At 46.5% G+C, this 12,991-nt stretch carries 11 protein-coding genes and 1 riboswitch; of the genes, 9 read left to right on the plus strand and 2 right to left on the minus strand.

The genetic code is table 11. The annotated features are described in order from the left end of the window. Positions 1–6: 6 nt before the first annotated feature. The 9 genes from infB to arsB all read left to right on the plus strand — a co-directional run bounded on the left by infB (position 7) and on the right by arsB (position 11,966). Complete coding sequence (gene infB, locus ICN49_RS06360; protein ID WP_216166841.1) at positions 7–2,769, plus strand: translation initiation factor IF-2; 2,763 nt, start codon at positions 7–9, stop codon at positions 2,767–2,769. A gap of 19 nt (positions 2,770–2,788) precedes the next feature. Continuing rightward, a complete protein-coding gene (rbfA, locus tag ICN49_RS06365; RefSeq protein ID WP_216166842.1) occupies positions 2,789–3,157 on the plus strand; it encodes a 30S ribosome-binding factor RbfA in 369 nt (122 codons plus the stop codon). Between the two features lie 4 nt (positions 3,158–3,161). Beyond that, positions 3,162–4,073, plus strand: coding sequence for a tRNA pseudouridine(55) synthase TruB (gene truB, locus ICN49_RS06370; protein WP_216166843.1), 912 nt, complete (start codon positions 3,162–3,164; stop codon positions 4,071–4,073). A 71-nt stretch (positions 4,074–4,144) separates the two neighbouring features. After that, positions 4,145–5,962 carry a translational GTPase TypA gene (gene typA / locus ICN49_RS06375; RefSeq protein ID WP_216166844.1) on the plus strand — a complete coding sequence of 606 codons (1,818 nt, stop codon included), beginning with the start codon at positions 4,145–4,147 and terminating at the stop codon, positions 5,960–5,962. Positions 5,963–6,095: 133 nt separating this feature from the next. After that, on the plus strand, positions 6,096–8,468 hold the full coding sequence (locus ICN49_RS06380; protein ID WP_216166845.1) for a Tex family protein: 2,373 nt from the start codon (positions 6,096–6,098) through the stop codon (positions 8,466–8,468). Between the two features lie 299 nt (positions 8,469–8,767). Next, positions 8,768–8,878: riboswitch (glycine riboswitch) on the plus strand. Between the two features lie 65 nt (positions 8,879–8,943). Next, positions 8,944–10,020 (plus strand): ketopantoate reductase family protein, encoded by a 1,077-nt coding sequence (locus tag ICN49_RS06385; protein ID WP_216166846.1) that lies wholly within the window; start codon positions 8,944–8,946, stop codon positions 10,018–10,020. Positions 10,021–10,105: 85 nt separating this feature from the next. Then, positions 10,106–10,435, plus strand: coding sequence for an ArsR/SmtB family transcription factor (locus ICN49_RS06390; RefSeq protein WP_216166847.1), 330 nt, complete (start codon positions 10,106–10,108; stop codon positions 10,433–10,435). Further along, positions 10,432–10,911, plus strand: a complete 480-nt coding sequence (locus tag ICN49_RS06395; protein WP_216166848.1) for an arsenate reductase ArsC — start codon at positions 10,432–10,434, stop codon at positions 10,909–10,911. The genes ICN49_RS06390 and ICN49_RS06395 overlap by 4 nt, the downstream gene beginning before the upstream one ends. Then, positions 10,908–11,966, plus strand: coding sequence for an ACR3 family arsenite efflux transporter (gene arsB, locus ICN49_RS06400; RefSeq protein ID WP_216166849.1), 1,059 nt, complete (start codon positions 10,908–10,910; stop codon positions 11,964–11,966). The genes ICN49_RS06395 and arsB overlap by 4 nt, the downstream gene beginning before the upstream one ends. Here the strand turns inward: arsB and ICN49_RS06405 are convergent. After that, entirely contained in the window at positions 11,963–12,193 is a 231-nt protein-coding gene (locus ICN49_RS06405; protein ID WP_216166850.1) for a hypothetical protein, read from the minus strand. The genes arsB and ICN49_RS06405 overlap by 4 nt on opposite strands. Then, complete coding sequence (locus ICN49_RS06410) at positions 12,194–12,967, minus strand: sulfite exporter TauE/SafE family protein (RefSeq protein WP_216166851.1); 774 nt, start codon at positions 12,965–12,967, stop codon at positions 12,194–12,196. Between the last annotated feature and the right edge of the window lie 24 nt (positions 12,968–12,991).

Here is a 12,991-nt window from a genome sequence, read left to right on the forward strand (position 1 = left end):
TAGTAGATGGCAACAACAGTAAAAGTACTCGCTAAAGAATTAAAACGTACCGCGCCAGACCTCCTAGAGCAGTTGAAGGCGGCCGGTATCGAAAAAGGTTCTGAGGACGATAGCATTACCGAAAAGGACAAAACTGTTCTGCTTGAGCATTTGCAAAAAGAGCACGGTAATGCCGATACAGGTAATCGTAAAAAGATTACTTTGATTAAGCGTGAGAATTCTGAAATCCGCCAAGCGGATTCTGCTGGGCGTACACGCACAGTTCAGGTTGAAGTTCGCAAGAAGCGTGTATTGGTTAAAGCGGGCGACAAAGTTGCTGAAACTCCAGAAGTAGAAGTGGCCCCAGAAAAAGTTGCCACTAAAGCCGCTCCAGTTAAACACGCAATATCTGAAGAAGAGTTAGAGAAGCGCGCGGCCGAAGCAACACGTCAAGCTGAGTTGTTGGCTCGTCAAGAAGCTGAAATGAAGGCCGCTGAAGAAGTGCGCCAAAAACAAGCTGCAGCTCCAGAAATAGAGGTCGAGGCAAAGGCTGATGATGCCCCGGCTGCTGCGGCTAAAGCGGCAGAGAAAAAAGCACAAGCTGACAAAGCTTCAAAAGATATAGCAGCTGCCAAAGAAAAAGAATTGACTGACATACGTGTCCGTCGTGCCGCTGCTGAAGCTGAGGCTTTAGCGATTCGTGACATGATGAGTGCACCAGCGCGAGTTCTGAAGGCGCCAAGTGAAGTTGCTGCTGAAGAAGCTAAAAAAGGTACCTTGCATAAGCCTGCTAAGGTTGAAGGTGCCGATGACAAGAAGAAGGTTGTTGCCAAAGTTGGCGGTAAGACAATCAAGTCTGCCGAGACTTCATCTACTTGGCAAGAAGAAGGCGCTAAGAAGCCTGGTGGTCTGAAGACTCGTGGTGATAGCTCTGGCGGCGTAGGCGGTTGGCGTTCAGGCGGTGGCCGTAGAAAACAACGTCAAATTGCAGAAGCGAACGTTGATACAAACTTTCAGGTCCCGACTGAAAAAGTGGTTCATGATGTTCATGTACCAGAAACCATTACTGTTGCAGAGTTAGCTCATGCAATGGCTGTGAAGAGTGCTGAAGTGATCAAGCTTCTGATGGGTATGGGTCAAATGGTGACGATCAACCAGATTTTGGATCAAGATACTGCGATGATCATCGTCGAAGAGATGGGTCATACAGCGCATGCTGCCAAATTAGATGATCCTGATTTAGATCTTGGTATTGCTGGTCATGATGCAGAATTATTGCCACGTCCTCCAGTAGTGACAGTAATGGGTCACGTTGACCACGGTAAAACTTCTTTGCTCGATAAGATTCGTGCAGCAAAAGTAGCAACTGGTGAGGCTGGTGGTATTACTCAGCATATTGGCGCATATCACGTAGAAACACCTCGCGGTATGATTACCTTCCTAGATACCCCTGGTCACGAAGCCTTTACGGCGATGCGTGCTCGTGGTGCTAAGGCAACGGATATCGTGATCTTGGTAGTGGCTGCTGATGATGGTGTGATGCCACAAACCAAAGAAGCGATTCACCATGCGGTTGCAGGTGGCGTTCCGATTGTTGTTGCTATCAATAAAATTGATAAACCAGATGCGAACCTAGAGCGCGTTAAAACGGAATTGGTTGCTGAGCAAGTGGTTCCTGAGGAATATGGTGGCGATGTGCCATTTATTTCTGTATCAGCAAAAACTGGCGAAGGCATCGACGCTTTGTTGGAGAACGTTCTCTTGCAAGCAGAAATTCTCGAACTCAAGGCTCCTAAAGATGCTCCAGCACAAGGTCTTGTAATCGAAGCGCGTTTAGATAAAGGCCGCGGTCCAGTGGCTACAGTACTTGTACAGTCTGGCACCCTGAAGCGTGGTGATATGTTGTTGGCTGGCTCTACCTATGGTCGCGTTCGCGCGATGATGGATGAGAACGGCAAGCCATGTAATGAGGCTGGTCCTTCCATTCCGGTGGAGATCCAAGGTTTATCTGAAGTGCCAGCAGCTGGTGAGTCAGTGCAAGTGGTTCCTGATGAGCGTAAGGCTCGTGAGATTGCACTCTTCCGTCAAGGTAAGTTCCGTGATGTGAAGTTGGCTAAACAGCAAGCATTCAAACTTGAAACCATGATGGAAAACATGGAAGAGGGCGCTGTTGAAGCAAAACTCTTACCTCTGATCATCAAGGCCGACGTTCAGGGTTCACAAGAAGCATTGTCACAATCATTACAAAAACTCTCTACTGCAGAAGTGAAAGTTCAGATCGTTCACGCAGCTGTGGGTGGCATTACTGAAACCGACGTGAACTTGGCGGTTGCCTCTAAGGCAGTCATCATTGGCTTTAACTCACGCGCAGATGGAGCGGCACGTAAGTTAGCCGAGAATAATGGTGTAGATATTCGTTATCACAACATTATTTATGACGCAGTCGATGAAGTGAAAGCAGCCTTAAGCGGCATGTTGACTCCTGATAAGAAAGAGGAGATCACCGGTATGGTTGAAATCCGTCAAGTCTTCTTGGTATCTAAAGTTGGCGCGATTGCAGGTTGCTTAGTCCTCGATGGTGTTGTTAAACGCAACTCTAGCGTTCGTCTCCTGCGTGAAAACGTTGTGATATGGACTGGAGAGCTCGATTCTCTCAAGCGCTTCAAAGATGATGCAAAAGAAGTGCGTGCTGGTGTTGAGTGCGGCCTGTCATTAAAAGGCTACAACGACATCAAAGAGGGTGATCAACTAGAAGCGTTCGAAGTTACTGAAGTAGCTAGAACTCTTTAATTCATCGACTCCAAAGCTAATGCATAAAACTAGCCCACATCGTAACCAGCGTCTCGCCGATCAAATTCAGCGAGACCTGGCCGAGCTGATTCCGCGTGAGTTGCGCAGTCCTAGTCTGGGCTTAATTACTTTACAAAGTATTGAGCTCACGCCTGATCTGGCACACGCTAAAGTGTTTTTTACTGTCTTAGGTGCTGAGCCTGAGCATGCATTGAAAGCATTGCAAGAAAAAGCGGGCTATTTACATTCTTTGTTGTTCAAGCGTTTACATATTCACACCGTACCCACTTTGCACTTTCACTATGACAGCTCAGTTGAGCATGGTATTGAAATGTCTCGCTTGATTGATCAAGCGGTGGATAGTGATCGTAAAGACGAGAGTCTGTAATTTCATGTCTATACGGATCGATGGCGTTGTTTTATTAGATAAACCTGCTGGCATGAGCTCGCAAGGTGCAGTGACTGCGGTGAAACGCGCATTCAACGCAGATAAAGCTGGCCATACTGGCACATTAGATCCAATGGCTACAGGGCTTCTCCCGATTTGCTTGGGTGAGGCTACAAAATATTCACAAGACTTGCTTGAGGCGGATAAGAGTTATATCGCACAAGTGAAGTTTGGCTCCCGTACTGATACTGGTGATGCCGAAGGTCAAATCATTGAAGAGCTGCCTCTCCCAGCGTTTGCTGATGAGCTTGCTATTAAAGCTGCTCTAGATGCTTTGTTACCAAAATTTACCGGTCCGATTACTCAAGTACCCCCGATGTATTCGGCATTAAAGCGTGATGGCAAGCCTCTGTACGAGTACGCACGCGCTGGCATTGAGTTAGAACGTGCACCGCGTGAGATCACGATTCATGCTATCCGTTGGACCAATGTCAACTGGCCGGAAGCGACCTTAGAGGTGAGTTGTAGTAAGGGTACGTATATTCGAGTGTTGGCTGAAGATATTGGCAACACCCTTGGTTGTGGTGCTCATCTAGTAGGTTTGCGCCGTACCGAAGTAGGTCACTTAAACCTTGAACAGTCATTTACGATGGAGTCGATTCAACAAGGCTTACAAGATAGTTCTAGCTATATCTTGCCGGTTGATGCGCTCTTGCAAACCCTACCTCACCTCACGGTGGATGAGCAACAAGCGAAACGCTTAGAGATGGGTCAACGTGTACCTCTCAATCTGCCATCGATTGAAGCTTTAGTGCGTATTTATCGCGCAACTGCTGCCCCGCATAACTTTATCGGTACTGCTGATTGGCGCTCTGGTGTACTACACCCAAAGCGTTTAATCTCTCAGGCCACTTAAACCCATTTGACTTATTTACTGATTAACCTTATTCCAACCTGAATTCTTATTCTTAACTTTAGAAGCTTCACATGACTAAACGCGCACTTCGTAATATCGCCATCATCGCCCACGTTGACCACGGCAAAACAACATTGGTTGACCAACTCTTGCGCCAGTCTGGCACATTCCGCTCGAATGAAAAAATGACCGAACGCGTCATGGACTCAAACGACTTGGAAAAAGAGCGTGGCATTACTATTTTGTCCAAGAACTGTGCAGTTGAATACGACGGCACACACATCAACATCGTTGACACACCAGGACACGCAGACTTCGGCGGCGAAGTAGAGCGTGTGCTCTCTATGGTTGACGGTGTATTGCTCTTGGTAGATGCGGTTGAAGGCCCAATGCCACAGACCCGTTTCGTGACTAAGAAGGCCTTAGCCCTTGGTTTGAAGCCGATCGTTGTGATTAATAAAGTGGATCGTCCAGGTGCCCGTTGCGATTACGTCATCAACGCTACGTTTGAATTGTTTGACAAACTCGGTGCTACTGAAGAGCAACTCGACTTCCCAATCATCTATGCATCTGGCTTAAATGGTTATGCAGGTCCAACTGAGGATGTTCGTGAAGGCGACATGCGTCCTTTGTTTGATGCCGTGTTAGAGCATGTTCCTGTCCGTGATGATGATCCTGATGGTCCTTTGCAGTTCCAGATTTCTTCTATCGACTACAACAGCTATGTGGGCAAGATTGGTATCGGCCGCGTGAACCGTGGCCGCGTTAAGCCAGGCATGGAAGTCATTTGCATGAACGGACCTGATGGCGTGCCATTTAAGGGTCGTGTCAATCAAGTATTGAAGTTCAAAGGCCTTGAGCGTGAAATCGTTGACGAAGCTTTTGCTGGCGATATTGCCTTGATTAACGGTATTGATGAATTGGCGATCGGTACAACGGTTTGTGCGGTTGATAAACCAGATGCATTGCCAATGCTCAAGATTGATGAACCAACCTTAACCATGAACTTCATGGTGAATACGAGCCCATTTGCAGGTCGTGAAGGCAAGTTCGTTACTAGCCGCCAGATTCGTGAGCGTTTAGATCGTGAGCTCAAGTCCAATATGGCATTGCGCGTAAAAGAAACCGATGACGATACTGTTTTCGAGGTTTCTGGTCGTGGCGAATTGCATCTGACTATCTTGGTTGAAACGATGCGTCGCGAAGGTTATGAAATGGCTGTGTCACGTCCGCGCGTGGTATTCCACGAAGAGAATGGCGTGAAGATGGAGCCATTTGAAAACTTAACAGTTGACGTTGAGGATGCTACTCAAGGCGCTGTGATGGAAGACTTAGGTAAGCGCAAAGGCGAACTACAAGACATGGTGAGTGATGGCAAAGGCCGCACTCGTCTTGAATACCGTATTCCTGCGCGTGGCTTGATTGGCTTCCAAGGTGATTTCATGACCATGACCCGTGGTAACGGCTTAATGAGCCATACCTTTGACTCTTATGCCCCTGCTAAAGATGGCATCTTGGGTGAGCGTCATAACGGTGTATTGATTAGTCAAGATGACGGTGTGGCAGTTGCTTACGCCATTTGGAAATTGCAGGATCGCGGTCGTATGTTTGTAAAGCATGGCGACCCAGTATACGAAGGCATGATTATTGGTATCCATAGCCGTGACAATGACTTAGTTGTTAACACGATTAAAGGTAAGCAATTAACCAACGTGCGTTCTTCAGGTACTGATGAAGCGGTTCGCCTGGTAACACCAGTGGATTTGACTTTGGAATACGCTGTGGAATTTATTAGCGATGATGAATTGGTTGAGGTAACACCGAAGAGTGTTCGCGTTCGTAAGCGTTACCTGAAAGAGCATGATCGTAAGAAGGCTTCACGCGAGTAATCAACTGTGAAGTTGAGATAAAGGCCACCTTCGGGTGGCTTTTATCTATGTGCCTGAGTAAATAACAAAAGCGCTAAAACAATACCCTCTTAGCTCCATACCTCTACATTTTTATAAGACACAATATTTCACTATGCTGCCATCGATTGAACAACGTCTTGCTCAAGAGCTTTCCGCTAAGCCCGCCCAAGTAGCCGCTGCAGTTGCTTTAATGGATGAGGGCGCTACAGTTCCTTTTATTGCCCGTTATCGCAAGGAAGCTACGGGTGGCTTAGATGACACGCAGTTACGCCTACTGGAAGAGCGCTTAAGTTATTTGCGCGAACTAGAGGATCGACGCAAGACAATTGTTGCTTCGATCCAAGAGCAGGGTAAGATGACGCCCGAGTTACTTAAAGCCATCATGCTGGCAGAGGATAAAACCCGCCTAGAGGACTTGTATCTTCCATATAAACCCAAGCGCCGTACCAAGGCACAGATTGCTCTAGAGGCTGGCTTAGAACCTCTCGCAAATGATTTACTAGCAAACCCCAACCTAGATCCAGAATTAGAGGCGGCCAAATACTTTAAAGAAGCCTTCACGTCCGATCAAGGTGATAACCCCGGCGTAGCGGATACGAAGACTGCATTAGAAGGCGCCCGCCAAATCTTGATGGAGCGCTTTGCTGAAGATGCTGGCTTGGTGCAATCATTGAGAGCGTACTTGCAAGACCATGGTGTAGTGGAATCTAAGGTCATTGCGGGCAAAGAGCAAGATGGCGAGAAATTTGCTGATTACTTTGATTACTTTGAACCGATAAAAGCGATTCCGTCACATCGTGCGCTTGCGTTATTCAGGGGGCGCCGCGAGCAGATCTTGATGGTCAATCTTCGCTTGGATAGCGAAGCAGAAAAACCCAAATGGGACGCACCACATAATCCTTGCGAATCTCGCATTGCCAATCAATTTAAGATCAAAAATGAAGGACGACTAGCCGATCAATGGCTGGCTGACACCGTGCGCTGGACTTGGCGCATTAAATGCTCCTTGCATCTAGAGTCTGAGCTCATGAGCGCACTTCGTGATCGCTCAGATACAGAGGCAATCCATGTGTTTGCACTTAACCTCAAAGCTTTACTACTCGCCGCCCCAGCTGGCCCTAGGGTTACGATTGGTTTAGATCCTGGTATGCGTACCGGCGTGAAGGTGGCTGTGGTGGATGTAACTGGTAAGGTGCTAGATACCGATGTGATCTATCCACATCAGCCTAAAAATGACTGGGCAGGATCACTGCACGCCCTCAGTAAGTTGGCTGAGAAGCATCAAGCAAGCTTAATTTCGATTGGGAATGGTACTGCATCGCGTGAGACCGATAAATTAGCGCAGGATCTGATTAAAGCTAGACCAGAGCTCAGGCTAACTAAGATTGTGGTCTCAGAAGCAGGAGCCTCTGTTTACTCTGCCTCGGAATACGCCTCTAAAGAACTTCCCGGCATGGATGTTTCACTTCGTGGCGCCGTGTCGATTGCACGTCGCCTGCAAGACCCCTTGGCTGAATTGGTCAAGATTGATCCTAAATCGATTGGCGTTGGCCAGTATCAGCATGATGTGATGCAAACACAGTTAGCCAAATCATTGGTTGCAGTGGTTGAGGATTGCGTGAATGCAGTGGGCGTCGATGTGAATACCGCCTCAGCACCATTACTCTCGAGAGTATCTGGACTCTCATCGACTGTAGCTGAAGGCATTGTGTCTTATCGCGATATCAATGGGATGTTCAAGTCCAGGGCAGACCTTAGAAGTGTGCCACGCTTAGGCGAGAAGACTTTTGAGCAAGCAGCGGGATTCTTACGCATTATGAATGGCAATGACCCGTTAGATGCTTCAGCGGTGCATCCAGAATCTTATCCTTTGGTTGAGAAGATTCTGAAAGACATCAAGAAGAGCGTTAAAGAAGTTATTGGCGATACTGCAATTTTGAAAAATCTAAATCCTGAAAAATACGCTGATGAGAAATTTGGAGTGCCAACGATCGCGGATATTCTGAAAGAATTGGAAAAGCCAGGACGTGACCCCAGACCTGAGTTCACAACCGCCACCTTTAAAGATGGTATTGAAAAGATCAGCGATCTCAAGCCTGAAATGATTTTAGAAGGGGTTGTGACTAACGTCGCTGCCTTTGGTGCCTTCGTAGATATTGGTGTACATCAAGATGGCTTAGTGCATATATCCGCTTTATCTAATACCTTTGTTAAAGACCCCCACTCCGTTGTCAAAGCAGGGCAGGTAGTTAAAGTAAAAGTGCTTGAGGTTGACGAGAAGCGTAAACGGATCGCACTTACCATGTGCTTAACTGATGAGACCCCCAAAGCAAATCAAGGGGGTAAGTCAGAGCAAAGATCTCCTAATAGACCAAATACGCCTAAGGCTCCAAGAGCTCAAGATCTCAGAAAGCCTCAAGAAGATCGACGTTCTCCGCCAATCAACAGCGCAATGGCAGCGGCATTTGGAAAGTTAAAAAAGTAATACGCCATTAGCCATTTGAAGTACGTAATTCAACGTAATCTTGAATGCTAGGCTCTAGATTTAGCGGTGCATTCACTTTTATTTTGACTCTAATGTTTATAGTCTCCGCTACTGGTGCGTATGATCATCAATAAGGCACATCTAGGGTAAACACTATGGTCAATTACGACTTGTGAGTCAGTAGTTTGTTTGGCATTGCAGATATACTTTATCCAAGCAGGAGAGAGAGGGTCAAACCTCCACCGAAGGCGCAAACTCCCATGAACGCTCAGGTATCCAATGGAGATGTACTGCTTAATTTGAATCGCCGACTGGAGAGTCATCATTCAATTGAATGATGCACCGAAGGAGCAAGTACTTAATATCCATTAAGTACGAATCTCTCAGGTATCAAGGACAGGGGGAGCGGTAGCCTGGATTGATCTAATGTGGTTTACATTAGTTAAGCCGGGCATCAGCTTAAGGCTTGATTTAAATGCAAACCCATTCAAAAAAACATTTCGATATTCTTATTTTTGGAGCCTCTTACGGTTCTTTACTGGCTACTAAATTAGCCTTGGCAGGTCATAACGCAACCTTAGTGTGTTTGCCGGCAGAAGTAGAGCTGATCAACACTGTGGGCACACGCGTTCGTTTACCTATTAAGGGTCGCGAAGGCTTGGTGGAAATTGATTCCCGCGGTTTGCCAGGCAAGATTAGTGCGGCTACACCAGAAAACGTCAATCCAACCAACTTTGATTTGGTGGTGCTGGCTATGCAAGAGCCCCAATATGGCGCTCCTACTGTGCGCGCCCTATTGGAGGCGGTAGCAGTCACACATATTCCAACCATGTCGATTATGAATATGCCGCCATTACCATATCTAGCACGCGTTCCAAGCCTGAATGCAAACGACTACCGTGATTGCTATACAGCACCTGAAGTCTGGGATAAGTTCGATCCAAAATTGATGACCTTATGTAGTCCTGACGCCCAAGCCTTTAGACCTCCAGAAGAGGGCGTCAACGTATTGCAGGTGCGTTTACCAACCAACTTTAAAGCTGCTCGTTTTGAGTCTGAAGATCACACCAATATGCTGCGTCAAATAGCCACTGATATTGAAGCTGTGCGATTTGAAGTGGATGGTGAAAAGATAGAGTTGCCGGTGAAGTTGAAGGTGTTCGATTCTGTATTTGTGCCATTGGCTAAGTGGAGTATGTTGGTTTCCGGAAACTATCGGTGCATCACTGCTGCCGGAATGCGTCCAATCAAAGAAGCCGTTCACTCTGACATCAAACAATCTGAAGCAACCTATGCGTGGGTTAGAGATTTGTGCATTTCTCTTGGTGCTGATCCCAAGGATTTGGTTCCGTTTGAAAAGTATGCTGCAGCAGCAAATGGATTAGGCAGCCCTTCTTCGGCAGCAAGGGCGTTGTTTGGTGGCGCAAAGAATATCGAGCGGGTGGATAAATTGGTGCAACTCATTGCCAAGCAGAAGGGCAAAAGCCTGCCCGTTATTGATGAGGTGGTTACGCTAGTCAATGCCCAGCTTGAGAAAAACCGAGCACAGTAAGTCTTACTAAGGGGGTCAAAAGACCCCCTAAAGGCTGTATTGGCAGTCATCAATTTGTCATATATATTTCTATATAATTGGAAATATGAAAAATCCAGATGCTATCTCAGCTTTCCTAGCACTAGGGCAGGAATCCCGTCTTAACGTCTTTCGTCTGATTGTTCAGCGAGGCAATGTTGGCCTGACCCCAAGTCAAATCATTGAAAAATTGGGCATTCCGAATGCCACCTTGAGCTTTCACTTAAAAGAATTGGTTCAGGCGAACTTACTGCTAGTGGAACGTCAGAGTCGCAATCTCATCTATCGCCCTAATGCCAAGTTGGTTCAAGACCTCAGTGAGTTCTTATTGGATAACTGTTGTGGTGGCAAATCTTGTGCCAATACCAAATCCCTTAAAAAGGTTAAATCACTATGAAGCAATACAACATCCTCTTTTTGTGCACCCATAACTCCGCAAGATCTGTCCTGGGAGAGGCGCTTGCCTCAACTCACGCTAGCGGTAAGTTTGTTGGTTATTCCGCTGGCTCGACACCAGGCGCAACCGTTAACCCTTTTGCTGCTGAGATTGCCAAAGAGTTGGGCTACCCAGAAGAAAATCTCAGAAGTAAGAGTTGGGATGAGTATGGTTTGCCAGGTGCGCCAGAGATGGATTTCATCATCACTGTGTGCGATAACGCGGCAGGTGAGGTTTGTCCATTTTGGCCAGGTAAGCCAGCTACAGCCCACTGGGGATTTCCTGATCCATCACAAGCTCAGGGTGGCGATGAAGAAAAGCGCAGGGCATTTAGGGATGTCATGATTGGCCTTAAAAAGCGCATCGATTTGATGTCAGATATGCCATTAGACAAATTAGATTCAATGAGTTTAAAAGAGATCCACACAAAAGCATGAGTTCACTTACTAAAAAACTGTCATTTCTAGATCGTTATTTGACGGTCTGGATCTTCGCCGCCATGGCCTTGGGTATTGGTCTTGGCTACTTCTATCCTGGGGTAGAGGGTTTTATTAATTCCTTTCAGGTCGGCACTACCAATATTCCTATTGCGATTGGTTTGATCTTGATGATGTATCCACCTTTTGCGAAGGTGCGTTACGAAGACTTGCCAGATGTATTTAAAGACAAGCGTATCTTTGGAATTGCCTTCTTGATGAATTGGATTATTGCTCCAGTCCTGATGTTCTTTCTGGCGATTACCTTTGTGCCAGATCGGCCTGAGTATATGGCTGGTTTGATTCTGATTGGCATTGCACCTTGCATTGCCATGGTGATTGTTTGGAATGATCTGGCAAAAGGCTCTACCGAGTATGCTGCTGGCTTGGTAGCGTTTAATGCTATTTTCCAAGTTTTATTTTTTAGTGTTTATGCCTATTTCTTCTTAACCATCTTGCCACCCTATTTTGGTTTAGCTGGCTCCAGTGTGAGTGTCAGCATGGGTCAAATTGCCCAAAGCGTCTTTATCTACCTTGGCATACCTTGTATTGCAGGTATCTTGACTCGGGTGGTGATGCTTAAATTTGTTACTAAAGACTGGTATCACGAGCATTTTGTTCCACGCATTGGCAAAATCACTTTGATCTCTTTGCTATTTACTATTGTGGTGATGTTCAGCCTCAAAGGAAATCTCATACTGTCCTTGCCAATGGATGTAGTGACGATTGCCGTTCCACTCCTAGTCTTTTTCCTCATCATGTTCCTGCTGACTTTCTTTGTCACAGTGAGAATGGGAATTGATTACAAGCGTTGCTGCACTCTATCATTTACCGCATCAAGCAATAACTTTGAGTTAGCGATTGCCGTAGCAATTGCAGTATTTGGAATCAACTCTGGGGCGGCCTTTGCGGCTGTTATCGGACCTTTGGTTGAAGTGCCAATCATGATCGGCTTGGTCACTGTAGCGCTGTGGTTCAAAGAAAGCTTCTTTTCAAAGCCGTCAGAAACCCATTAAGGCCGATATTTTCTAACAAGCTCTTCAAGAGAAAAAGCATCATTCTGCTTTCGGAGTTGATTGATGTTTTTTCTAAGAGTGGCAATCTCTTTGTATTTTAGTTTGCCTAACTTCTGTTTATCCATGCCGTAGGTATCCACGAGATACCTGACTCCCGAGCTAGAAACAATGTAGCGAATGACAGCATAAACAGTCAGGAGTAGGGCGGAGAAAAAGGCTAATAACATTTACTTTAGAAATGCGTCGTAGAAGGTTTTGATGGTTAAGGCCGTTACAGAAATAAAGAAGGCTTTACGAATAAAGCTATTGCCATGCTTAATCGCTATCTTGCTGCCAATCTGACCACCGGCAAAATTGGCTATAGCCATGAAGATACCTAGCCTCCAGTCAATAAAACCCATATAGAAGAAGACACACAAAGCACCCAGATTAGATGCGATGTTTAAAAACTTCGAAGGGGCTGCGGAGCGTAAGAAGTCAAAGCCTAAGACTCTTGTATAAAAGAGCTTATAAAAGGCGCCAGCACCAGGTCCAAGAAAGCCATCATAAAAACCAATGACGCCAGCGCCCGCAGATGCGATCGCATTTTGCTTGTGATGTTTATGGCGAGGCTCATGAATGAGGCCAGCATTGGATTTGATATTAAAGATGAGCAAGGCAACCAAGAAGAATGGTAGGGCACTGCGTAGCCATTGGTTTGGTATTTGGGTAACGAGGTAGGCGCCGCCAACAGAAGCTAAAAAGGCAGCCGTTGAAGAAATCATCACCAGCTTCCATGGGCTCTTATTGGCGCGAGTGTATTGCATTGCTGAGCCAGCGGTACCGATGATCGAGGCAATCTTATTGACTCCTAGAAGGCTGGCTGGCGCCATACCTGGCAATACAGAAAACAGTGCTGGCACCTGAATCATCCCTCCGCCACCCATGATCGCGTCAATCAGGCCCGCAAGCAGGGCGCATGCGGCAAGTAGGCTTAAGTCCAAAAGGGAAAGATCAAACATGAGTGATAAGGCTAGTAAAGCTAG

Origin of the sequence: Polynucleobacter finlandensis, from assembly GCF_018881755.1 — a bacterium.
GTDB lineage: Bacteria > Pseudomonadota > Gammaproteobacteria > Burkholderiales > Burkholderiaceae > Polynucleobacter > Polynucleobacter finlandensis.